29 protein-coding genes are annotated in these 21,933 nt (G+C 33.7%); 5 read left to right on the plus strand and 24 right to left on the minus strand.

What is annotated here, in order from left to right; genetic code table 11:
* Positions 1–65 precede the first annotated feature (65 nt).
* The 4 genes from RGT18_RS07070 (at position 66) to RGT18_RS07085 (ending at position 2,622) form a co-directional block, all read left to right on the plus strand.
* Complete coding sequence (locus RGT18_RS07070) at positions 66–872, plus strand: AAA family ATPase (RefSeq protein WP_338175733.1); 807 nt, start codon at positions 66–68, stop codon at positions 870–872.
* A 141-nt stretch (positions 873–1,013) separates the two neighbouring features.
* Positions 1,014–1,316, plus strand: a complete 303-nt coding sequence (locus RGT18_RS07075) for a hypothetical protein (protein WP_156022875.1) — start codon at positions 1,014–1,016, stop codon at positions 1,314–1,316.
* 200 nt (positions 1,317–1,516) lie between these two features.
* Positions 1,517–2,395, plus strand: a complete 879-nt coding sequence (locus RGT18_RS07080) for a rolling circle replication-associated protein (protein ID WP_338175735.1) — start codon at positions 1,517–1,519, stop codon at positions 2,393–2,395.
* Between the two features lie 32 nt (positions 2,396–2,427).
* The gene (locus RGT18_RS07085) at positions 2,428–2,622 is read left to right on the plus strand and encodes a hypothetical protein (RefSeq protein ID WP_338175738.1); all 195 of its coding nucleotides are present in this window, start codon (positions 2,428–2,430) and stop codon (positions 2,620–2,622) included.
* Between the two features lie 37 nt (positions 2,623–2,659).
* On the opposite strand, the gene RGT18_RS07090 is transcribed toward RGT18_RS07085, so the two are convergent.
* The 19 genes from RGT18_RS07090 to RGT18_RS07180 form a co-directional block, all read right to left on the minus strand.
* Entirely contained in the window at positions 2,660–2,863 is a 204-nt protein-coding gene (locus RGT18_RS07090) for a hypothetical protein (RefSeq protein WP_338175740.1), read from the minus strand.
* A gap of 65 nt (positions 2,864–2,928) precedes the next feature.
* Positions 2,929–3,843 (minus strand): rolling circle replication-associated protein, encoded by a 915-nt coding sequence (locus tag RGT18_RS07095; protein ID WP_338175742.1) that lies wholly within the window; start codon positions 3,841–3,843, stop codon positions 2,929–2,931.
* A 197-nt stretch (positions 3,844–4,040) separates the two neighbouring features.
* Positions 4,041–4,343, minus strand: coding sequence for a hypothetical protein (locus RGT18_RS07100; protein ID WP_338175744.1), 303 nt, complete (start codon positions 4,341–4,343; stop codon positions 4,041–4,043).
* Between the two features lie 141 nt (positions 4,344–4,484).
* Positions 4,485–5,291 (minus strand): AAA family ATPase, encoded by an 807-nt coding sequence (locus RGT18_RS07105; protein WP_338175746.1) that lies wholly within the window; start codon positions 5,289–5,291, stop codon positions 4,485–4,487.
* Between the two features lie 170 nt (positions 5,292–5,461).
* Positions 5,462–5,653 carry a hypothetical protein gene (locus RGT18_RS07110; protein WP_028078937.1) on the minus strand — a complete coding sequence of 64 codons (192 nt, stop codon included), beginning with the start codon at positions 5,651–5,653 and terminating at the stop codon, positions 5,462–5,464.
* A 14-nt stretch (positions 5,654–5,667) separates the two neighbouring features.
* Positions 5,668–5,835 carry a hypothetical protein gene (locus RGT18_RS07115; protein WP_156022878.1) on the minus strand — a complete coding sequence of 56 codons (168 nt, stop codon included), beginning with the start codon at positions 5,833–5,835 and terminating at the stop codon, positions 5,668–5,670.
* A gap of 159 nt (positions 5,836–5,994) precedes the next feature.
* Positions 5,995–6,141 (minus strand): hypothetical protein, encoded by a 147-nt coding sequence (locus tag RGT18_RS07120; protein WP_338175748.1) that lies wholly within the window; start codon positions 6,139–6,141, stop codon positions 5,995–5,997.
* Positions 6,138–6,500 carry a hypothetical protein gene (locus RGT18_RS07125; RefSeq protein ID WP_338175749.1) on the minus strand — a complete coding sequence of 121 codons (363 nt, stop codon included), beginning with the start codon at positions 6,498–6,500 and terminating at the stop codon, positions 6,138–6,140. Before RGT18_RS07125 ends, RGT18_RS07120 begins: the two co-directional genes overlap by 4 nt.
* Positions 6,493–6,693: a hypothetical protein gene (locus RGT18_RS07130; RefSeq protein WP_338175728.1), complete on the minus strand. Its 201-nt coding sequence runs from the start codon at positions 6,691–6,693 to the stop codon at positions 6,493–6,495. The genes RGT18_RS07125 and RGT18_RS07130 overlap by 8 nt, the downstream gene beginning before the upstream one ends.
* A gap of 220 nt (positions 6,694–6,913) precedes the next feature.
* A complete protein-coding gene (locus RGT18_RS07135; RefSeq protein ID WP_338175752.1) occupies positions 6,914–7,972 on the minus strand; it encodes a hypothetical protein in 1,059 nt (352 codons plus the stop codon).
* Positions 7,973–7,988: 16 nt separating this feature from the next.
* Positions 7,989–8,168: a hypothetical protein gene (locus RGT18_RS07140; protein ID WP_028078638.1), complete on the minus strand. Its 180-nt coding sequence runs from the start codon at positions 8,166–8,168 to the stop codon at positions 7,989–7,991.
* A 99-nt stretch (positions 8,169–8,267) separates the two neighbouring features.
* Positions 8,268–9,194: a tyrosine-type recombinase/integrase gene (locus RGT18_RS07145; protein WP_028078637.1), complete on the minus strand. Its 927-nt coding sequence runs from the start codon at positions 9,192–9,194 to the stop codon at positions 8,268–8,270.
* On the minus strand, positions 9,181–10,371 hold the full coding sequence (locus tag RGT18_RS07150; protein ID WP_028078636.1) for a DNA polymerase IV: 1,191 nt from the start codon (positions 10,369–10,371) through the stop codon (positions 9,181–9,183). The genes RGT18_RS07145 and RGT18_RS07150 overlap by 14 nt, the downstream gene beginning before the upstream one ends.
* Positions 10,371–12,014 carry a DNA repair protein RecN gene (recN, locus tag RGT18_RS07155; RefSeq protein WP_028078635.1) on the minus strand — a complete coding sequence of 548 codons (1,644 nt, stop codon included), beginning with the start codon at positions 12,012–12,014 and terminating at the stop codon, positions 10,371–10,373. The genes RGT18_RS07150 and recN overlap by 1 nt, the downstream gene beginning before the upstream one ends.
* A gap of 9 nt (positions 12,015–12,023) precedes the next feature.
* Complete coding sequence (gene dxs / locus RGT18_RS07160) at positions 12,024–13,883, minus strand: 1-deoxy-D-xylulose-5-phosphate synthase (protein WP_028078634.1); 1,860 nt, start codon at positions 13,881–13,883, stop codon at positions 12,024–12,026.
* Between the two features lie 12 nt (positions 13,884–13,895).
* Positions 13,896–14,732: a polyprenyl synthetase family protein gene (locus RGT18_RS07165; RefSeq protein ID WP_037404254.1), complete on the minus strand. Its 837-nt coding sequence runs from the start codon at positions 14,730–14,732 to the stop codon at positions 13,896–13,898.
* On the minus strand, positions 14,722–14,937 hold the full coding sequence (gene xseB, locus RGT18_RS07170; RefSeq protein WP_006526490.1) for an exodeoxyribonuclease VII small subunit: 216 nt from the start codon (positions 14,935–14,937) through the stop codon (positions 14,722–14,724). The genes RGT18_RS07165 and xseB overlap by 11 nt, the downstream gene beginning before the upstream one ends.
* Positions 14,921–16,330: an exodeoxyribonuclease VII large subunit gene (gene xseA, locus RGT18_RS07175; protein WP_028078632.1), complete on the minus strand. Its 1,410-nt coding sequence runs from the start codon at positions 16,328–16,330 to the stop codon at positions 14,921–14,923. Before xseA ends, xseB begins: the two co-directional genes overlap by 17 nt.
* Positions 16,327–16,740: a transcription antitermination protein NusB gene (locus RGT18_RS07180; RefSeq protein WP_157274566.1), complete on the minus strand. Its 414-nt coding sequence runs from the start codon at positions 16,738–16,740 to the stop codon at positions 16,327–16,329. Before RGT18_RS07180 ends, xseA begins: the two co-directional genes overlap by 4 nt.
* Positions 16,741–16,800: 60 nt before the next feature.
* Between RGT18_RS07180 and RGT18_RS07185 the strand changes: the two genes are divergently transcribed.
* Complete coding sequence (locus RGT18_RS07185) at positions 16,801–17,373, plus strand: DUF5662 family protein (RefSeq protein ID WP_028078630.1); 573 nt, start codon at positions 16,801–16,803, stop codon at positions 17,371–17,373.
* 196 nt (positions 17,374–17,569) lie between these two features.
* On the opposite strand, the gene RGT18_RS07190 is transcribed toward RGT18_RS07185, so the two are convergent.
* The 5 genes from RGT18_RS07190 to RGT18_RS07210 form a co-directional block, all read right to left on the minus strand.
* On the minus strand, positions 17,570–19,045 hold the full coding sequence (locus RGT18_RS07190) for an IS1182 family transposase (RefSeq protein ID WP_028078919.1): 1,476 nt from the start codon (positions 19,043–19,045) through the stop codon (positions 17,570–17,572).
* The gene (locus tag RGT18_RS07195) at positions 19,042–19,236 is read right to left on the minus strand and encodes a hypothetical protein (RefSeq protein ID WP_028078414.1); all 195 of its coding nucleotides are present in this window, start codon (positions 19,234–19,236) and stop codon (positions 19,042–19,044) included. The genes RGT18_RS07190 and RGT18_RS07195 overlap by 4 nt, the downstream gene beginning before the upstream one ends.
* Before the next feature lie 147 nt (positions 19,237–19,383).
* Positions 19,384–19,878 carry a DUF6548 family protein gene (locus tag RGT18_RS07200; RefSeq protein WP_028078514.1) on the minus strand — a complete coding sequence of 165 codons (495 nt, stop codon included), beginning with the start codon at positions 19,876–19,878 and terminating at the stop codon, positions 19,384–19,386.
* Positions 19,879–19,891: 13 nt separating this feature from the next.
* Entirely contained in the window at positions 19,892–20,623 is a 732-nt protein-coding gene (locus RGT18_RS07205; RefSeq protein ID WP_028078513.1) for a type 1 glutamine amidotransferase, read from the minus strand.
* 2 nt (positions 20,624–20,625) lie between these two features.
* Positions 20,626–21,933, minus strand: coding sequence for a Mur ligase family protein (locus RGT18_RS07210; protein WP_028078512.1), 1,308 nt, complete (start codon positions 21,931–21,933; stop codon positions 20,626–20,628).

Here is a 21,933-nt window from a genome sequence, read left to right on the forward strand (position 1 = left end):
GTCATTTTCTTTTGCTTTGTGTTAGTTGATTGTTTATTTTCTTTTGTTACCAGGAAGTTAATGTGATGATTAAATTTATTGTAATTTTGATTTTATCAATGTTCTTGTTTCTAAAGCTTACAGATAAGTATGTTAACCCTTATAAGTTAATAATGATTTTCGGAAAAAAGGGGAGCGGTAAAACAACTACACTTACAAAGATTGCTCTTAAAGAATTGAAGAAAAAAAGAAAAGTTTATTCAACTGTAGAAATCCCCAGCACATATCTTTTTAACACTGATGATATCGGAAATATGACTTTTGAGCCTAACTCAACTGTACTTATTGATGAAGTAGGTATGATTTGGGACAACAGAGATTTTAAGAATTTTAAGCCATCTGTACGTGATTTTTTTAAATATCAACGTCAATATAAATTAAAGATTTATTTGTTTTCTCAGACTTTCGATATAGATCTAAAATTAAGAAATCTCACAGATGAGATGTATCTGCTTTCTAATTGTTTTCGTGTATTTTCTGTTGCCAGGAGAATTTCTAAAAAGATAACAATTAAGGAATGTGCTGATGGTACTAGTACTTTATCTGATACATATGAATTTTATCCGTTATTATTCGGTGGTTTAAAGTTTACTTTTATTCCTAGATATACGAGTTTCTATAAGTCTTATGATCCTAAGAAATTAGCTTATATCAATGGTACTTATCTTGAATTAAATGATGTCCAGAAACGTTATTTAAGTTCCCAGAAATGGTTGTTTGATAAATTTAAGATTGGTTTTATTAATGTTGTTGAATTTATAAAGCGCTCTGTGCGCCCACGCAGTCGCACAGGAGCGACGAAAAAGAAAGGATGTACTCATACTCATGTTTAGAATGATTAAGCCCTTAATGCGCTTGTTTTTGCCCTTATTTTCGATTTTATATCATTTGTTAATGATACTTCTGTTTTTTGCTCCTAAAATTAAGAGATATGTTTCTTTTGGATATTATTTTTTTAGAAGATGGTGTTATTTATGATTTTTGAAGATAAAGGTTTTTTAGAGAAATTTTCTAATATTGGTTATCTTGTTAAGCATTTGCAGCATCTCAATTTATTAAGTGATTCGATTGTTGTTGTTACCAGTTCTGATAATGAATGTATGTATTGTATGTTTGGTAATAAAGATTTAAGGTTACTTTTAGAACATTATAAACATTCTAGTTATTTTTCTTGTCATCATTATTCTGTAAAAACATATCGTGAATATCCGGTTGATTTCTTTCAAATTCTACTTTTTGATGATCTTCAATCCGCTTCTCCTACAGTTTTTTTATAGAAATACACAAACATAATAGCTATAAATTCGAAAAAATTTATAGCGTTAGCTTTGCTGATTTTGTTTGTGTATTCTGCAAACGTAAGTGCGCAAGAGTCGGCTATCTCTGCCGTAACAAAAATAGTGAGGTTCCTATTACTTGATATATACCTCACTATTCAAAGTCTCGATTGTATCAAATATAATTTTTTGGGGGGTCTATGCTATGTGAAAGAAGTCAAGTTGTTAAGTATTACGATTCACGTTTAACACTCTATTCTGATGGAAAGTTAGTTATACGTGATTATGATTCAGTCATACAGAAGATTGATGATGGCTTTGAAGAATTACCAGGAGAATTACCAGGAGAATTACCAGGAGAATTACCAGGACAATTTCCAGGTGTTACTCATTGCTCAAAAAAGGAGTGCGATAAGTTTGGATCGTGCCGATTTGATAATCTTTTTAGAAGTCGAAAATTAGTTATTGATTTAGCATATGAAAATAAGGATATTTGGAAATCGTTTTTAACTCTTACATTTGCTGAGAACATAAAGGATATTGATTTTGCGAATAAGTGTTTCAATTCCTGGTTAACTTCTATTAGACAAGTTTTCCCAGATTTTTCTTATTTGTGCGTGCCAGAGTTCCAGAAGAGGGGAGCTGTTCACTATCATTTATTGTCAAATCTCGTAGTAGGGGGGGAGTTACTCCCAATTCAAAATGAAAAAAAGAAAATGTATGATGTTCGTTTCTGGAAGTATGGTTTTACATCTGCTTTTGATTTAAAGCTTGCTGATGATAGATTTAATGTTTCTCTTTACGTATGCAAGTATCTTTACAAGGATATTGATAGTCGTTTATTTGGGCGTAAAAAGATAATGCATTCCAGGAATTTAAATTTACCGAAAGTTGCTACGATGTTGCAGAATAATGATTATGTCCAATCTGTATTAGCTCATATCATTGACGATAAAGAAATTACAGAGTTTACTTTTGAGTCAAGAAAGAAATTCCAGGTAGGTTTTAAAGAACAGACAGTGTTCTTAACTTCTGATGATATGAAAAAAATTGATTTCTTATTTACAAATAAAAATTAGTATTGTATTTTATTAGTAGGAGGTACATATACATGTCGAAATCTGACTATAGGTCATATTTCGCAAAATGTATGGAATTCTTGAAGATACGTTATTTCTTGGATTTAGCTGATATTAATTCTTCTAATTTTTCTAGATTTCTTCATGGTCTCGATTGGACTGTGTCTATTGAAAAGTTAGAATATCTTAAGAGTATTATCGAGAATGTGATTTCTGATACTATATAGTATTAAAAATCGCATAACATACATTATGCGAAGTTGTTTAATTCACCAGTAAAATTTGACATTTTTCAATAATTAATGATTTCAAATCTGATAATTTATTAGTACTAACTTCATAGTCAAAATTATCATTTTTTAAAAATCTACAAAAGGCACTTCTATTAATTCCTAACTCATCAAGAAACGGAGCAAATTTAATAAAGCCTTTAATACTGGTGAAGAACTCGCGATAATAGTTCTTCAATCTAGCATAATCTCCTTTCTATAATCTAAGTATACTAAATTTAAATTTAAATACAATTACTTTTTTTAAAACAAAAAATCAATTTTCTTCATCTCTTCATCAGTCAAGAATACTGTTTGTTCCTTGAAACCTACCTGGAATTTCTTTCTTGACTCAAAAGTAAACTCTGTAATTTCTTTATCGTCAATGATATGAGCTAATACAGATTGGACATAATCATTATTCTGCAACATCGTAGCAACCTTAGGTAAATTCAAATTGCGACTATGCATTATCTTTTTACGCCCAAATAAACGACTATCAATATCCTTGTAAAGATACTTGCATACGTAAAGAGAAACATTAAATCTATCATCAGCAAGCTTTAAATCAAAAGCAGATGTAAAACCATACTTCCAGAAACGAACATCATACATTTTCTTTTTCTCACTTTGAATAGGAAGTAACTCCCCCCCTACTACGAGATTTGACAATAAATGATAGTGAACAGCTCCCCTCTTCTGGAACTCTGGCACGCACAAATAAGAAAAATCTGGGAAAACTTGTCTAATAGAAGTTAACCAGGAATTGAAACACTTATTCGCAAAATCAATATCCTTTATGTTCTCAGCAAATGTAAGAGTTAAAAACGATTTCCAAATATCCTTATTTTCATATGCTAAATCAATAACTAATTTTCGACTTCTAAAAAGATTATCAAATCGGCACGATCCAAACTTATCACGTTCTTTTTTTGAGCAATGAGAAACACCTGGAAATTCTCCTGGGAATTGTCCTGGGAATTGTCCTGGGAATTGTCCTGGTAATTCTCCTGGTAATTCTCCTGGTAATTCTCCTGGTAATTCTCCTGGTAATTCTTCAAAGCCATCATCAATCTTCTGTATGACTGAATCATAATCACGTATAACTAACTTTCCATCAGAATAGAGTGTTAAACGTGAATCGTAATACTTAACAACTTGACTTCTTTCACATAGCATAGACCCCCCAAAAAATTATATTTGATACAATCGAGACTTTGAATAGTGAGGTATATATCAAGTAATAGGAACCTCACTATTTTTGTTACGGCAGAGATAGCCGACTCTTGCGCGCTACCGCTTGCCTAATCTTTAAAAAAATTGCTAAAGCACTATGATAAAACTTATCGGTTTTATCATTATTTTTTTAAAGATTTCTACAGAAAAACAGTAGGTGCTACAGATTGAAGATCATCAAAAAGCAAAATTTGAAAGAAATCAACTGGATACTCTCGATAAGTAAAAACTGAATAATGATGGCAAGAAAAGTAACTAGAATTCTTATAATGTTCTAAAAGTAATCGCAAATCTTTATAACCGAACATACAATACATACATTCATTATCAGAACTGGTAACAACAACAATCGAATCACTTAATAAATTGAGATGCTGCAAATGCTTAACAAGATAACCAATATTAGAAAATTTCTCTAAAAAACCTTTATCTTCAAAAATCATAAATAACACCATCTTCTAAAAAAATAATATCCAAAAGAAACATATCTCTTAATTTTAGGAGCAAAAAACAGAAGTATCATTAACAAATGATATAAAATCGAAAATAAGGGCAAAAATAAACGCATTAAGGGCTTAATCATTCTAAACATGAGTATGAGTACATCCTTTCTTTTTCGTCGCTCCTGTGCGACTGCGTGGGCGCACGGAGCGCTTTATAAATTCAACAACATTAATAAAACCAATCTTAAATTTATCAAACAACCATTTCCGGGAACTTAAATAACGTTTCTGGACATCATTTAATTCAAGATAAGTACCATTGATATAAGCTAATTTCTTAGGATCATAAGACTTATAGAAACTCGTATATCTAGGAATAAAAGTAAACTTTAAACCACCGAATAATAACGGATAAAATTCATATGTATCAGATAAAGTACTAGTACCATCAGCACATTCCTTAATTGTTATCTTTTTAGAAATTCTCCTGGCAACAGAAAATACACGAAAACAATTAGATAGTAAATACATTTCATCAGTTAAATTTCTAAGCTTTAAATCAATATCAAACGTTTGAGAAAACAAATAAATTTTCAACTTATACTGTCTTTGATATTTAAAAAAATCTCTTACCTGTGATTTAAAATTTTTAAAATCTCGATTGTCCCAAATCATACCTACTTCATCAATAAGTACAGTTGAGTTAGGCTCAAAAGTCATATTTCCGATATCATCAGTGTTAAAAAGATATGTGCTGGGGATTTCTACAGTTGAATAAACTTTTCTTTTTTTCTTCAATTCTTTAAGAGCAATCTTTGTAAGTGTAGTTGTTTTACCGCTCCCCTTTTTTCCGAAAATCATTATTAACTTATAAGGGTTAACATACTTATCTGTAAGCTTTAGAAACAAGAACATTGATAAAATCAAAATTACAATAAATTTAATCATCACATTAACTTCCTGGTAACAAAAGAAAATAAACAATCAACTAACACAAAGCAAAAGAAAATGACAACAAAATTAGACGTATAAATCATCTTAATAGCATTGATAACAAAATTAACAATTAAACTAATTTCCATAAAATAAAGGGAGCAATTAAGCTCCCACCTTTCTACTTAGTTACGTGAAAGCAAGCGACCAAATATACCGACAGCACCACCTACAACTAAGAAACCAACAGTAAGTAACAATAGCGGAGTACTCGTAATCGTACTTGCAATCGTTCCAACGTATGCAAAAATCGCATTAGCAATTAAAGCAATTGACTTTAACAATTCGACCATAGGGTTAACAGCTTCACCTCCCATAAATAACCTCCTAACTAATTTCTAGATAATAAACGACCGAAAATACCAACAGCACCACCAACTACCAAGAAACCTACTGTAAGTAGTAATAATGGTGTTGTAGTGATTGTTGTAGCAATAGTTCCTACATACTTAAAAATTTCAGCAGCAACTAACGCAATACTAGCAAGTAACGCTTCCATACTTTCCCCCTTTCTATGACTTATTAGAAGTGCTATTAACAACTAAATTAACAATTAATGCAATAACACTAAATAAGACGAATATACTCAATAACCAAGACGATATAACAATAGCTAACCAATCTGACATAAGCTTAAAAATGAAATTAACAACTTGTATCATCGTTTCCCACCTACCCAGAAAAGCGTAGATTGAAGAATATTAAGAGCTACAAGAACAATCACAGTAAGAACAACTACAGATAAAAATTGACTCAAAAACGGATAATCATTTTTTCCCAGGAACACCATAACTTGATCTATCATCTTACAAACCCCCTTAACATTTTGAACAAGCAATAAACTGAAACAATAAACGAAACAAACAAGTAAATATAATCTAAATTGCGATACACATTAGACATTGCATTAAAACGAATATTTGTAGCATTCGTTATATAACGTGTCTGTGATGAGTAACCGTTAGTGAAGTAATAACTAGCATAAACACTAGGCGATAAAGTTATAATCGTATGATTGTAATTCTTATCTTTATACAGATAGATATGACCTGAAGAAGTATTAGTTAAATCCTTATCGTTTATAAACTTTACTTTGTCACAATCTACAAAGTAAGTACCGCCCTGGTCACCATCAAATGTAACTGTGCATCCTGTATCACTCATCCTTATCACCTCTGAATGTATGCCCCTGGGAACGACTAGGAACAGCCATCAACGAACGAATGAGAACTCCGAAAATCAAAACACTAAGAGCAATCCAACCTAAAGTAACACCATTAAAAATTTGTGCCTTATCAAAAATGAAATCTACAAATTTAAAATAAATCTGGAACAAAAGTTCTAAAGCTTCAGCCATATCAATTTCTCCCAAGAATAAATAAAATAACATAAATACTAATAGCAGCTAACACAAATGGAATTAAAATCATAGGCATTAAAGCAACGCTATTAGTCAAAAACAAAACGAATGACGGCAACTTAGAAATTAAATTAACTAATGAAGAAATAGCATTGAAAATAAATGTAAGAAGAGAACCAAGCGTATCAACAAACGTTTTAAGAAAATCTAACATATATCACCTATTTCTAAGTTTACCGATTAAAACCAATGCAATACCTAACGTAAGACAGAACATCAAAACATGCTCGAATGGTGTATTAACAACTAACTTCGTATACGTATCAGATACAAACTTCATCGAATTTATAAACTTTGAATTTGTGAATAACTTAGGTTTAGTATCAATCTTCCCAAGATTGTTATTCAAATCGTTACTAAACTGTTGCTCAGTATCATGAAGCTGATTAGACGTATTATCAAATTGAGAACGAGTGTTATCAACTAACCCTAACGATTCTTTTAACTTTGGATCATTAGCATAACCACCCATTAGAGCTATTAACTCATCAAACTTCTTAACAGTTGTAGCCTTAAAATCATTAATCGCACTAACTGAAGATGTAGGAAGTCCAAAACGAGAACGCTCCAGATCTGTTAACTGCTTTTCCTGTTTTAAAAGTACAGGAACAACAATCAAATCTTTTATATCTGCAAAATCTGGGAAATCAATTGAGAAAATACGTTCACCTGGTTTAAACCTGTATGCGTAGTGAAACATAGGAGTACTAGAAGCAGACATAACATACTGTGAAAAAAGTAATTCAACATTACTCATAACACCTTTAGTTTCACGCCCTATATAGACGTTAGACCAAACTTGTCTACTAGATAAAAATTCAAGATAAACATAGTTATCATAATCATTAAAAGACAAAAAAGCTTTAGGATCATATGTACCTGTGTATCGCCAGTTACCACTAATAGATGGCAATTGAGCTACAAATTTATCTGTAGACTGTGCTACCTGTGTACCTGTCTGAATAAAACGACAAGAGAAATTTGAAGTTACACTTGACTTAGAATCACAATAAAGCGAATAAGTACCCCCCTGTATCGTCTGACCAGAAACACCAACACCAGTAGCATGATTAGTTAAACCTTTAGAATCAAAATAAGCATACGCATCTATAGAATCAAACGGAATAACATAACCATCGTTATCTGCAAAAACAGGTAGAGAAACAAGTTCAATACCTATTAATAACGCTAACGTAATAACAAATATCCTTTTCATTTCTCTACCCTTTCAACTACTTATTTAAATCGAAATAATCGCCAATAAATTCCTTAGCATAACTATCAAGCTTAAATAAACTTAAACGCTTAACTTCACCGTTATGCTTCGGAACTAGAAGATAATAATTTGTATAATGTTTCTCACCTTTATCTACAAATTCTCTCTCAATCTCTACAACAACTTTATTCTCCATATCTTCCGCCTTTCTAAGTTAGTACTAATTAAATTTATACATGTAATGTATGTTATGCGATTTAAATAATTATAAAAGGATGAGTATCTTGTTAGCTACTTACTCATCCTTATCCTTCTTCTTTGAAATCTCTAAGTTTTGTGAAGCTAATGGATTAAAATTATTATATGCATCAAACAATTGTTTATTTTGTACGTGCGTATAGATTTCCGTCGTTTGAATATTACTGTGGCCAAGAATCTCTTGAATACTCCGTAAGTCAGCACCACCTTGTAACATGTGTGTTGCATAACTATGTCTTAGCTTATGAGGTGTAATATGCTTCTTAAAGTCAAGTTCAACACATTTACGCTGTAATAAAAGTTCTACATACTTACTAGTAATCTTACGACCAAATCGATTCAGAAAGAATATATTTGTCTTTTTCTGAATTAAATTAGCACGAGTAATCGAAATATATTGTTTTAGAAGTGGAATGCTACCCTTAGGAATTGGAACAATGCGCTCCTTATCCCCCTTTCCAAGTACACGAATTTTTCCTGTATCAAGATCTACACGATTAATTGTAAGATTGCATACTTCAGATACACGTAAACCGCAGCTATAAATCGTTTCTAGCAATGTATGATCTAAATTATCTTGGATATTTGTATCATCGAAGGATTGCATTAAACGCTTTATTTCATCCACTGTACAGTATATAGGTAATGTTTTAGGCCCTTTATGTACCTGTAAATTTAAACTTGGGTCAGGTTCATCATGCATCATTGTCATAAATTGGTGAAATGAACGTATGGCAGCTGTCATTCTTGCTAATGATGTAGATGCTTTATATTCACTTTGATTTGCTATGAACTCTTCAATTAATTCTGGTTTTATCTTCTTTGTATTAGTAATACCTTGTTCATCTAAAAACTGCATATATTGCTTTAAATCATTTGTATAAGAAGATACCGTACGCTTACTTTTACCTTCATTAATTTTGATATTTGTGAAATATTCTATAAATGCGTCATGAATCTTCATGGGTATTCTCCTTTAAAAGATTACTGGCTCTTACAAATGCTTTTTTTAATCCAAGCATATCATTTAAATCGTTAATAATATCTTTTGTCTCCGCTTTAAATGCTGCAGCTTCATCAAATAAATTCAGCTGTGACAAGATATAATTTTCATCCGCAAAATCACCCACTGTAATACCGAGTAAGCGTACCGCTTCCCCCTCTTCCCAGTTATCTTCAAACAACGCAATAGCTGCATTATAAATCTCATCAGCACGCCAAATTGGTGCAGATAACTTCATGGCACGAGTTATATTTCTAAAATCATAGTAACAAATTCGAATATGAATAGAACTACCTATTTTGCTTGCATTTTTAAGACGCTTTGAGAGCGTTCTGGCTAGTGTTCTAATTAATCCAGCTAATTCTTCATATTCATTAATATCTTCTAATAGCGTCTCTGAAATGCCCATCGATTTTGCATCCCATTCCGTTTCTAATTCACGATGATCAATACCATTAGCCCGTTCGATATAATCATCTGTATTTTTCCCTAATAATTCTCTTAGATTAGCGATATCTTTATAATTTGCTAAATCACCAATCGTTTGGACACCAATTTCTTGCATATATGGAACTGTTTTATTTCCGATACCACGCATATCCTTGATTGGTAGAGGCCACATCTTTTCTTGAATATCACGAATACGAAGAACAGTAATACCATTCGGCTTCTTCATATCACTCGCCATCTTAGCTAAAAACATATTCGGAGCAACACCAATAGAGCAAGTTAATCCTAGTTCGTTATAGATTTGTTTTTGTAAAGACCATGCAAGGTCTAAAGGTTTTTCAAATTTTTTAATTGCCTCTGTCATATCTGCATAGCATTCATCAACCGATGCTTGTTCTACAAGATTTGTGTAGGAACGTACAATCTCCATGAAACGTTCTGAAAGATTGCGATACCAGGTATAGTGTCCCTCTACGATAATCAAGTCTCTACAAAGCTTCTGTGCTTCACTGACAGGCATCGCACTATGAATACCATATGTACGTGCCTCATAACTTGCAGTAGATACAACGCTACGTCTGGTAGCACCAGAAATTACGATTGGTTGTCCTTTTAATTCTGGATTTAATAGTACTTCCGCATTTGCAAAAAATGCATTTAAATCAATATGAAAATAAACGTGATACATCAGCTATGATTTCTCCGATAGAGTTCTTGTGCAGCTTTCTTAGAAAGCTCTGTAATACTGCCGCTCGAAATTAATGCAAGTTGATTGATACGTCCTTTCTCATCAAGTTCACTAACATGCGTAATTGTTTTATTATCCTGGTCCTCTTTCGATACAAAATAATGTGTATCAGCACAAGCTGCTACCTGTGCTAAGTGTGTTACCGCAAAGACTTGGCATGACTTTGATAACGCCTTCATCTTTTGACCAATTGCTGTTGCAACTGGACCACTTACACCAGTATCAATCTCATCAAAGATAACAGTTTGAATACCTTGTAGTTTTGTAAAGATAACCTTTAAACCAAGCATCAAACGACTTAGTTCACCACCAGATGCAGTTTTTACAAGAGACTTTGGCACTTCCCCTTTATTCATGGAAATCATAAACTCAACATTCTCATTTCCATGCTCACTAGGACTGCAGCCTGTAAACACTGTTTTAAAGCATGCATTTGGTAACATGAGTTCATTTAGATTGATAAGAATTGCATCATCCAATTCTTTTGCACGTGTTTGACGAATCTTAGATAACTTAGAAGCATTCTTTTGATATGTAATGTGCGCAGCTTCAATCTTTTTATCCATCTGCTCAATAAACTCTTTGCGATGTGTAAATATCTGCACTTGTTGCTTGAGTTGTTCTTGTTGAGCAAGAATTTGTTCAATGGAGTTTCCATATTTTCTCTTTAACTTTTGAATTGTAAAGAGACGTTCTTCCATCTCATTAATTTCTTCTTCATCCATATCATATTCACCAACAAGCTTATGAAGTTCATCAATACTATCGGAGATAGAATAGTATGCATCAGAAATAGAGGTTTGAATTGCAGTTGTTTTTTCATCATTTCCTAAATTTGAACATAGTTTTTGCAAATCATATAAAGAATCAGCTAAGCTATCTTCATATAGTGAAAAGACTTGATTGTATTTATCAAGTGAATTTTTGATTTGTTTATACTTTCTTTCCTTTTCGGCAAGTTCCTCATCTTCGCCAATTTTTAAATCAGCTTGTTCAATTTCTTGAATTTGATATTGAAAGTATTCTAAATCATTTTCATTAAATTCATTCTGGAGAGCTTTTTCTTTTTCTTTTAATAGTTTTGAATATGCTTGATAGGAATCTTTTACTTGTTGTAGTTCTTCCTCTACTTGCAAGAAAGTATCAAGTAATCGAATATGATTAGTAGTATTTAACAAATACGCAGTATCTCTTTGACCGTGGATATCAATCTCATCACGTAGTATATCTTTTGCCAGAGATAATGTTACAATGCGATGATCGATACGAATGACAGACTTACCTGAAGATAATAGTTCGCGTGTGAAAGTTACATCTTCATTTGTTTCTAAACCCGCATCTGCTAATACTTCTAATGCATGTTTGTTATGGGATAAATCGAAAGTACCCTCAATGATAGATTTCTCTTTTCCCTTTGAAATATAAGAAGCACCTGCACGCTCTGCGCATAAAATTGAAATGGCATCTAGCATAATTGATTTACCAGCACCAGTTTCACCAGTAAATGCGCTAAACCCAGACTTAAAATCCAGATTTAGTTCATCAATAAGTATGAAGTTTTTGATATACAGGTGTTTCAGCATAACGTTCTCCTACAAATATTGTTGTACATCAGCTAAGAAGGTATTCATATCAATGTGATATTCCTTTCGTAGCTGTGCGCTTGTTCCTTGTGGTATAAACTTGTCAGGCAATCCGTAAATCTTGATTGGAAGACAAATCTCTGACTCATTTAGATATTGTAATATCAATGAGCCTAAGCCATTTGTCTTATAATCCTGTTCATAGACAAATAGCTTTAATTTACGCTTTACAAGAGACATAATCATCTCTTGATCGAGCGGCTTGATATAACGTGCATTTACAATTGTTACTGGAAGATTATTAGACATTACCTTATCTAATAACTTATTTACCATATCACCATAAGTGATAATAGCCACTTTATTTTCAGGTGAATCATGTAATAGTTCCCACTGTCCAATCGGAATTAAATTTGCTTTACATACAGCAGATGTTTTTACTTCACCCTTAGGGAATCGAACTGCAAAAGGATGATTTTGATTAAAAGCTGTATATAACAAGTCCTTAGCTTCTTGTGCATCTTTCGGATGGGAAATAATCATATTAGGTAGTCCGGATAGAATACCAATATCAAATATTCCTTGATGTGTTTCACCATCTCCTCCAACAAGTCCAGCATGATCTACACCAATAACAACCGGCAAATCCATACGACAAATATCATGGTTAATTTCATCGTATGCACGCTGTAAGAATGAACTATAGATACACATATATGGCTTCATACCAGAAATTGCTAGACCTGCAGCGAAAGTCGCTGTGTGTTCTTCCGCAATGCCAGTATCAAAACTACGCTCTGGATACTTAGCAAACAAAACACCCATACCGCTACCATTGATCATTGCGGGAGTTAATGAAACAATGTCTTTATCATTCTGTGCAAACTCCGCAACACAATGACTCATAAATGGCCCCCACGCACTAAAACCACAAGGCACTTCATGTAATGGTTTGCCAGTTTCGATATTGAAAGGACCTACACCATGCCAATGCCCCTCACTATCCTCTTCACACGGAGAATAACCTTTCCCCTTTTTTGTCATAACATGAATTAAAGTCGGACCACTATGATGCTTTGCAGTTTCTAAAACTTGAATTAAATCATGAATATTATGTCCATCGACTGGTCCCATATAATCAAGGCCAAATTCTTCAAAAATACCACCATCAATAACAGCTTCACGCATAGAATCCTTGACTACCTTTAAACCTTTATATAGCGCATCACCAATTGGATTGCCTGATAATGAACGCTTTAAAGATGACTTAAATGTATTGTAACCTTTTAATGTGCGTAGCTTTGAAAAACCTGCATTCATGGCACCGACATTTTTTGAGATAGACATATTGTTATCATTAAAAATAATAATAATATTGCGTTTTTCAACACCAATTTCGTTTAGTGCTTCCAAAGATAAGCCATTACTAATAGCACCATCACCAATGACTGGAATGATACTATAATTCTCTTTGTTTAAATCTCTAGCAACAGCCATACCTAATGCGGCAGAAAGTGACGTAGAACTGTGCCCAGCTTCCCAGACATCGTGTATACTTTCACTACGTTTTTGGAAACCAGATATGCCCTTATATTGACGCAACGTCGAAAAACGATCAGCACGACCGGTTAAAATTTTATGTACATATGATTGATGGCCTACATCAAAAATAATCTTGTCTTTTGGTGAATCAAATACATAATGTAATGCAATTGTTAATTCAACAATTCCTAAATTACTAGCTAGATGTCCACCTGTCTTAGATAAAGAGTAGATTAAAAATTTACGAATTTGTTCAGCTAGGTCTTTTAGTTGACTGTTATTTAAAGTTTTTAGAAATGCGGGGTCACGAATTTCATTTAATTCCATAGAATATATCTCCTACTTACGACGTTGTTGGATTTGACAAACGTATTCCAATAATTCTGCAGATTCAAATCCAGTTAATGTCTGAATTTCTTCAATCGCAGTTTGATATAAGTCGTTCATCACTTCTTTAGCGCGTTCAATTCCTAAAATCGAAACACTAGTCCCCTTATGATTCTTTTGATCAGAATTTGATTTACCAAATTCTTTCGCAGTTAATTCGATATCTAAAATATCATCTTGAATTTGGAAAGCTAGACCAAGTGAAAATCCTATCTTCTTCCATGTAGGAATATCTTCTTCATGTTTAGCAAGTGTACATGCTATTAAGAGAGGTGTTGTTAGTAAGCAACCCGTCTTATGTTCATGAATTCTTTGAAGCATATCCCAATCAATTTCTTTATATTCTGCTTCTAAATCTAGCTGCTGCCCATATACCATTCCGCTAGGTCCAGCCATCTTAGACAGTATAGAAATACATTTTAGCACTGTACCACTAGCTTCGTTTGAACCGGCCGCAATTTCAAATGCGTATGTTAATAGTCCATCACCAGCTAAAATTGCAGTTGCTTCATTAAATTGCTTATGACATGTCGGCAAACCTCTACGTAAATCATCATTATCCATCGCCGGTAAATCATCATGTATCAGAGAATATGTATGAATCATTTCTAATGCACAAGCAAATGGATCGCCGATTTCCGGATTAACACTGTACCCCTTTAAAACAGTGTAGAGAAGCTGTGGACGAATTCGTTTGCCTCCAGCGGTTAATGAATAAAGCATCGCAGATTTCGTTGTACTATCTGGAAGAGATTTTATGTAGTTTTCCAGAAGCAACTCAATTTGCATTGTCATTCTCTCCATTTTTACGAATTACATCATTGATTTGTGATTCAAACTTCTTTAACTTTGTATCACAAGCTTTCACTAATTGAAGACCTTCTTCAAATAGTGTAATGGTTTCATCTAAAGGCTTTTCATTTTCTTCAAGATCATTGATAATTTCTTCTAATCGGTTCATTGATTCTTCAAATGACTTATCCTTTGTTGGCATGACTGACCTCCTTTGTTTGAACGATAGCACCTACTGTACCATCCGCTAAACGTATATTAATTTCATCACCAATCTCTAATATATCTGTTGTATTGACAACTTTGTTATTTTTATAAGTGACGCTATATCCACGATTTAATACTAATAGTGGTGAATATGCATTTAATAAAGACATATTCTTTTCTAACTTTGTTCTTCTATCATCAGCGGTAATACTTAATGTATGTTTCATTTGCGATTGATATTGAATAAGTAAATTCTTATTTGATTGAACAGATTGCTTTGCGTACATTAACAATCTTTGTTTATCTTCTTGTATTGATTCATGTAATGCTGCAGAACGCTCTCGTATCAATTGAGAAAAGCGGTGAAACTTGTCATTCAATTCATGGCGTTTATCCTTTGGAAGTTCTTGAAAACGTATAAGTTTTTCAGCCAAATAATCCAAGCGAGTAATATAATCACGATACAAACGTTCTGGCTTAGCAAGCACTGGTTGACTTGCGTTATAAACAAATCGTTTCTTCGCATGCATGAATGTATTACGCATTGCATTCATTAAACGACTTCTACTATTCTGTAAAGTTGCTAGAACCTCTTGTATATCAGGAACGGTAGCTTCTACTGCGCCTGTTGGAGTATTAGCACGATAGTCAGACACAAAATCAACTAATGTAAAGTCAATCTCATGGCCAATGCCAGTAACAATTGGCGTTTTCATCTGGAAAATATATCTAGCGAGTGTTTCATCATTGAAACACCATAAATCCTCAATAGATCCTCCACCACGTACTAGCATAATAACTTGGTGATTTCCATCATCCGCAGCTTGTAAAGCTGTAATGATTTTTGGGGCAGCATCCATACCTTGTACAGGAGCTGGATATTCGGTTAGTTTTGCGATAGGCCAACGTTTCTTTAATGTAATTAAAGCATCTTCTCTTGCGGCGGTATTATTGCCGGTCACAAGAGCGATATCCATTGGATATGCAGGCAGTGGTTTTTTATATCTAACATCAAACAATCCTTCATCACTTAACTTCTTTTTTAATAATTCAAACTGTTGATACAATTGCCCAATACCGCTACGCTCCATATTGGTCGCAATCATCTGCATACTACCATCTACAACATAGACACTAACGTCACCCTTTAATACAACTTTATCTCCATTTTCAGGCTTGAATCCTAACTTCTGATTTGCTGAAGAAAACATTACACACTTTAAAGTCGCATGATCATCTTTCAGTGAAAAATACCAGTGTCCACTGTAAGGCATACGTATATTAGAAATTTCCCCCTCAATCATGACTCCATGTAAGACTGGATTTTCGTCCATTACTTTCTTTAAGTAATTTACAAGAGTACTGACAGGGACAATACGTCTACTCATATTACATCTAATACGCTGTTTACTAACTTATATGTATCAGAGTCACAATAACGTTTTGCTAACTGAACAGATTGGTCAATAATAACAGCGGACTCCGTTTTCTTTAAATCAAATTCAGCACATCCGTTCAATAAGATTGCTTTCTCAATTAAGCCTAAACGTTCATAAGACCAGCCCTTCTTTAAGACTGAGTCAATATACTCTCGATAACGATCTTCGTTTGCAATTGATGTCTTAATGACATCAATAAAATATGGATCGATTTCACTTTCATCAACTTTAAAAACATCATTGATAAGTGCGTGAATATCTCGTTGAACAATCAGGTATTGATATACCGTAATCATTGCGTTTTCTCTTTGGTCATGACGATTCATTTCTCTATAATCTCCTAACATATATTTTACCATGTTCATCCTTGTTTTGGGCATATTCTTGCCTGTTTTCATCGCTTGGATTAAAATAGTCGCATGAGTAAAAATAATAAACCAACATTTCTCCAAAAAACATTTCATCATCTAAAAACAATTGGTGAACATCGAAGTCTTGTTAGAAAGTTTTGCTTTCAGTGCGGTTTATATAAGCAGGGTTTAACACATGATTTATCAAAATATTCGTTTGCTGAGCTTATCCCTAGTATTCGTTATTATCAAGGTTATCGTTCCCCTTATACAAGGGAGAAAGAACTGAATGGTTATTCATTAGGTTGGCTTCATCACAAAGGTCGCAACAAACACCATTGGGAATATTGGTGGGATAAAATTGATGGTAAATGGCAAGCTATCAAAATGCCACAAACCTATGTTGTTGAAAGTATCTGTGATCGTATCGCAGCGTGTAAAGTGTATCAGAAAGAACAATATACACAAGCATCACCGCTAAACTATTACCTCAATAGTAACGATGAACAAAATCTTCACCCTCTTACTGCCAATCTATTTGAACGTATTCTTCGCTACATTCAAAAAAATGGTGAAGAAGATACATTTAAGAGAATTAAAGAACTCTTACACCAACAGAAAGATTTATATAAATCATTTTGACCTATAGCTATCTATAGGTTTTTATTTCGACAAAATCAAAAGGCCCCTAAGCGAGACTGTTGAAAAAGTATCAGTCATAAACGAGATTTAATCAAATTGTTTACAAATCAGAATGAAAACAGGTATATTCACAAATTTCAGAAAAAAATTGAGGTATATACCTGTTTTTGTTTGGTTTTTATCAATATATTTTTGCTTATCTATCTTTTTTCAGCTTCAATATTCTTTTTAAATTCACCACAAAAATGGTGACACCTGCCTGAAGCATCATCCCGTTCATTCCTGCATATATAGTATGTGCATATCCATGTTCTTTTTTCAGCTCAGCATTTTTAGCTTCTATTTTGTAACGTTCACCAGCCAGTTCCTGATAATATTCTGTCTGTTGCTTATCCTGATGGTCCTGATGAATTTTACTCATCTTTACTGTGATGTTATATGTTTTGCTTTTCTGATTTTCTTTATATCCACATTTCTCTCTCAGCGGGCATTGAATACATTTTTTTACATCGAAAAAGTAGGATTCACGCTGTGGCTTATTTGGATCTTTCACACCAGTTTTAGATTTATGAATTGCCATATGTCCTGCTGGGCATACATACATTTTTGCGTCTTTATTGTAGCTGAATTCTCCGTCAAGGGCGTTTTTTCTGTTCCCGGATGATACTGTTTTGCTTAGCTTCGATACAAGGTTGATTTCATTTTCATTTGCATACTCTATATTTTCCTTTTCAGAATATGCTCCATCTCCGACAATATTGTCAACATCTATTCCGTTAGCTTCCGTCTTGTCTACTAAAGATGCAAGTTCCTTTCCATCGTGCTTCTCTCCAGAAGTGACAGCAGCAGCTGTAATAATTCTTTCTGGAGTCATTGCGATATGTGTCTTATACCCAAAGAATTCTGTGTCTGCAGTTTTGTGCCCCGTCTTGGCATCACTGTCCTTAGAGTAGGTCAGCTCTTCATTTACATCATCCAGCGTTTCACGGAGAAGATTCATATTTTCCTGTATGTACTTATATGCCTTTAAACTGTTATCACCATCAACCAACTTATATACTTTTTCGCAGTAATCAACTACTTCTTCATACAGCCCGATTCTGTTGTTGTCCGGTTTCTTAGGCATCTGTTTCACATATTCTTCATTTACGCTGTATACTTTCTTTCTGAGATTTTTACAAACTTCAAGAAGGTATTCTCGTGCACTTTTTGTTCCATATCTGGCTTCTGTATGCGTGGAATCAACAATAATTGTTTTAGACAGTTTGATTCCGTTCTCCATCGCTATCTGTACGCTCTTTGAAATCAGGGCATCTATGACGGATTCATCTTTCAGGCGCAGTTTTCTGAACTTGGTAAGACTTGAAAATTCAATTACATCTTCTTCGGGTGCAAGACCAAGAAAATATTTGAATGCCATGTCTGTACGGGCTCTTTCTACAACATCTCTGTCAGAAAGCTCATACATTCGCTTAAGCATAAGATATTTGAACATGACCTGTGGCCTGTAGCCTGGTCTGCCGTTGCTGGAAGTATATGTGTGTTTCAGAAGATCGTCTACAAAGCTGAAATCCACGAGCTCATTCAGCTGCCGGAGCTCGTGATCTTTTGGAATGATCATGCCGTAAAGATCGATATAGGGACTGAGAATCATACCTTCCTGCTTGATCATAAGTTATTCTCGCTGCGATTCATTTCATTTCTCAGTGCTTTTTTTATGATCTCAGATTTAGATGTTTTGGATTTGTCCAGCCATGAAACAATATCTTTATCCTTATCAAGATTAAACCATACAGTTACTCTTGTCATCTTGCTTTTCTGGTAATCCATATCATATTTGGCTTTGTCATTTTTAGATCTCATAGTCCTTACCTCACAGCTATATTATAGCATAACTAGCCGCTAGTTTGAAGTATTTAAATGAAAACCTCACTGTTTTTTGTGAGGTTTTAATTGAAGGACTTTTTCAGCAGTCTCGCCTAATGCCCTTTTTCAATATATCTAGAGGATTTATAAAATATGTGTGAAAATTAATACCATAATTACAACGAAAATAATTATATAAATGAAATATCCGAAAATACTCTTTTCATTTGTACGATATCTTCTTTCAAAAAGACTTTTTTCGGTTTGTTCTATCGGATGATACGAACCATAACGATTCGTTTCGATCGATGCTTTTTTAGTTAATGCTTGTTGTCTACGAATATATGCTAGAGGGTCTTCTTGTTTTAGTATTAATTCAAAGAAATATTCAATTTCATCAATATCTTCCTCAGTACACTCTGAACATTCTGTACTATGTACAAGATTATTTCGTAATCGGCGCTGATATTTTAATCTTGAATAGAAATCTCGCCAATCTTGTTTCGAATTGATGCGAGAAATTACCCTATCCATTTGATTGATGTATTCTGTAACACCATCTTTACTTCTAAACATATCTCTACATAATTGATCTAGTCTTTTATATGAATCTAAATAATCTAATGCACACTCATCCATAATCACACCATTATTACTTTACATTCAATCGTTTTAACATTGCATCATGTGCCGCATTTTCCAGTATATCTTGTAATGTTTCTAGATGCTCTACAACATATCTACGATTTAAACCACGTAGAATGACTTCATCAGCGATTGCTGGGTTTTTTGGCAATAGTGGTCCATGCATGTAGGTTGCGATTGTCTTTGCATCCATATAGCCTTCATATCCACCTTTGTATGTATTTCCATGTCCAACTATCACCTTACCAAATGGATTGGATACAGCTTTTGTTTGACCACCATGATTTTCGAATCCTACAACAGTAACCTGCTTATCGCCAATCTTTGCTTCGACAATAATATTACCAATACAACGATGATCACGATCACTGCTTTCTGTATAGTAATCATAAATACTCAAGCCATCAATCTTTTTGCCATCCTGATCTAAGTAGTATTGACCAAACAATTGATATCCACCACAAATTAATAAGAATGCAGTACCACTTTCTTTTGCCTTTAAGATGGATTCTTTACGTGCTAGTAAATCTTTATAAATAAGTGTCTGCTCTTTATCTGCTCCACCACCCAAGAAGAAAATATCATAATCTTCAATATTTCTTTCTTCTTGTAATGTACAAGTATCAACAACGACATTTATGCCACGCTTACTTGCGCGATAGCGTAGAGTTTCAATATTACCCTTATCTCCATAAAGGTCCATGAGGTCATGATACATCCATAAAATCTTTAATTCCACGATTATCTTGCCTCCTTCTTTAAGATGCTACGCACAACATGTAAAGCAGTATATGTAGAAAGAATATAACTATCCCTATCTGCTTTATCGATATACTTGATCGCTTCTTCAAAGTTTTCAATGACCTGAATATGGTCTTCTAAACCTTCATACTTCAAGCGCAAAGCCATATCATATGCACGTGTTCCTGAACATACAATCGTATGAATATTCTCTTTATTAAGACGTTCAAAATGTGCATCCCAAATCCAACTGATATCTCTACCATCTTGGTCATTATCGTTTAAGAAGATAGCGATATTCTTATCACCTTCTTGGCTAACGATATACTTCATTACTTCATTTGCACCAGTTGGATTCTTTATTAGATTTAATACAGATGGTTTACTGAGCACAAATACTTCATTACGTCCTTCCTTCATAGAGAACGTTTTAAATACTGTATTAGCCGCTTGTAAATCTAAACCCAATAAACGCATCACTGTTAGTACAACTGCACAGTTATAGATTGCATAGATTGTATTCATAAAGGAATGATACTTTACACCATCTACTGTGAACGTCTGATTTTGATAATCAATTTCTGAGACATATGTATATGGCGTAATCTTTCCAAATTGGCAGGATGGGCAAGCAAATCTTCCAATATGTGAATATTGGTAATACTCATAGACTAGCCGTGCACCACAATGTGGACAGAACTTACCTTCACTAGCTTCATTAGTGGTCTTTTGTGATACCTCATTTTCACCAACTGAGAAGTAATGTACTTTCGCTTTCTTTGCATTTTCAGCGATACGAACTACATTAGGATCATCTCCATTCATAATGAGATCTCCCTCAAAGTCTTCTGTTACTTCTTCAATCTTACGGATAATTGTTTCCATCTCTCCTGCACGATCTAATTGATCACGAAAGAAATTATTAACTACAAGTGCCGTTGGTCTTAACGATTTAAATTGACGATATAATGTTAATTCATCGACTTCAATAACAGCCACGTCGGCTTGTACATTGAAGTCTGCATCAGAGCTAGCTGCTAATAATGTAGCAATACCTACATTCAAGTTATCACCACGACTATTATTAATTACCTTCAAACCTGCTTGCATGAGTGATTTTGCGATAAGATTTGATGTAGTTGTCTTACCGTTTGTCCCTGTTACAAGAATCACATGCTTAGGCATATGGAATTTCTCAATGAAGCGAGAATCCATTTTTAGTGCTAATCGTCCTGGTAAGGAACCACCACGACCTACTGCAGTTAATGCTTTACGAACAATTTGAACTGCTACTAAACGTAAATCCAT

The sequence above is a fragment of the Solobacterium moorei genome (assembly GCF_036323475.1).
In the GTDB taxonomy this organism is placed as follows: Bacteria; Bacillota_I; Bacilli_A; order Erysipelotrichales; family Erysipelotrichaceae; genus Bulleidia; species Bulleidia moorei.

Coding starts and splice junctions, on each gene's coding strand:
- RGT18_RS07115 (WP_156022878.1), bottom strand. CDS start 5,835: ATGGAAGCGTTACTTGCTAGTATTGCGTTAGTTGCTGCTGAAATTTTT.
- RGT18_RS07130 (WP_338175728.1), bottom strand. CDS start 6,693: ATGGCTGAAGCTTTAGAACTTTTGTTCCAGATTTATTTTAAATTTGTA.
- RGT18_RS07165 (WP_037404254.1), bottom strand. CDS start 14,732: ATGCAAATTGAGTTGCTTCTGGAAAACTACATAAAATCTCTTCCAGAT.
- RGT18_RS07070 (WP_338175733.1), top strand. CDS start 66: ATGATTAAATTTATTGTAATTTTGATTTTATCAATGTTCTTGTTTCTA.
- xseB (WP_006526490.1), bottom strand. CDS start 14,937: ATGCCAACAAAGGATAAGTCATTTGAAGAATCAATGAACCGATTAGAA.
- RGT18_RS07190 (WP_028078919.1), bottom strand. CDS start 19,045: ATGATCAAGCAGGAAGGTATGATTCTCAGTCCCTATATCGATCTTTAC.
- RGT18_RS07200 (WP_028078514.1), bottom strand. CDS start 19,878: ATGGATGAGTGTGCATTAGATTATTTAGATTCATATAAAAGACTAGAT.
- RGT18_RS07075 (WP_156022875.1), top strand. CDS start 1,014: ATGATTTTTGAAGATAAAGGTTTTTTAGAGAAATTTTCTAATATTGGT.
- RGT18_RS07105 (WP_338175746.1), bottom strand. CDS start 5,291: ATGATTAAATTTATTGTAATTTTGATTTTATCAATGTTCTTGTTTCTA.
- RGT18_RS07195 (WP_028078414.1), bottom strand. CDS start 19,236: ATGAGATCTAAAAATGACAAAGCCAAATATGATATGGATTACCAGAAA.
- RGT18_RS07095 (WP_338175742.1), bottom strand. CDS start 3,843: ATGCTATGTGAAAGAAGTCAAGTTGTTAAGTATTACGATTCACGTTTA.
- RGT18_RS07080 (WP_338175735.1), top strand. CDS start 1,517: ATGCTATGTGAAAGAAGTCAAGTTGTTAAGTATTACGATTCACGTTTA.
- RGT18_RS07120 (WP_338175748.1), bottom strand. CDS start 6,141: ATGATAGATCAAGTTATGGTGTTCCTGGGAAAAAATGATTATCCGTTT.
- xseA (WP_028078632.1), bottom strand. CDS start 16,330: ATGAGTAGACGTATTGTCCCTGTCAGTACTCTTGTAAATTACTTAAAG.
- RGT18_RS07085 (WP_338175738.1), top strand. CDS start 2,428: ATGTCGAAATCTGACTATAGGTCATATTTCGCAAAATGTATGGAATTC.
- RGT18_RS07125 (WP_338175749.1), bottom strand. CDS start 6,500: ATGAGTGATACAGGATGCACAGTTACATTTGATGGTGACCAGGGCGGT.
- RGT18_RS07150 (WP_028078636.1), bottom strand. CDS start 10,371: ATGTATCACGTTTATTTTCATATTGATTTAAATGCATTTTTTGCAAAT.
- RGT18_RS07140 (WP_028078638.1), bottom strand. CDS start 8,168: ATGGAGAATAAAGTTGTTGTAGAGATTGAGAGAGAATTTGTAGATAAA.
- recN (WP_028078635.1), bottom strand. CDS start 12,014: ATGCTGAAACACCTGTATATCAAAAACTTCATACTTATTGATGAACTA.
- RGT18_RS07100 (WP_338175744.1), bottom strand. CDS start 4,343: ATGATTTTTGAAGATAAAGGTTTTTTAGAGAAATTTTCTAATATTGGT.
- RGT18_RS07145 (WP_028078637.1), bottom strand. CDS start 9,194: ATGAAGATTCATGACGCATTTATAGAATATTTCACAAATATCAAAATT.
- dxs (WP_028078634.1), bottom strand. CDS start 13,883: ATGGAATTAAATGAAATTCGTGACCCCGCATTTCTAAAAACTTTAAAT.
- RGT18_RS07180 (WP_157274566.1), bottom strand. CDS start 16,740: ATGGTAAAATATATGTTAGGAGATTATAGAGAAATGAATCGTCATGAC.
- RGT18_RS07185 (WP_028078630.1), top strand. CDS start 16,801: ATGAGTAAAAATAATAAACCAACATTTCTCCAAAAAACATTTCATCAT.
- RGT18_RS07210 (WP_028078512.1), bottom strand. CDS start 21,933: ATGGATTTACGTTTAGTAGCAGTTCAAATTGTTCGTAAAGCATTAACT.
- RGT18_RS07135 (WP_338175752.1), bottom strand. CDS start 7,972: ATGAAAAGGATATTTGTTATTACGTTAGCGTTATTAATAGGTATTGAA.
- RGT18_RS07110 (WP_028078937.1), bottom strand. CDS start 5,653: ATGGGAGGTGAAGCTGTTAACCCTATGGTCGAATTGTTAAAGTCAATT.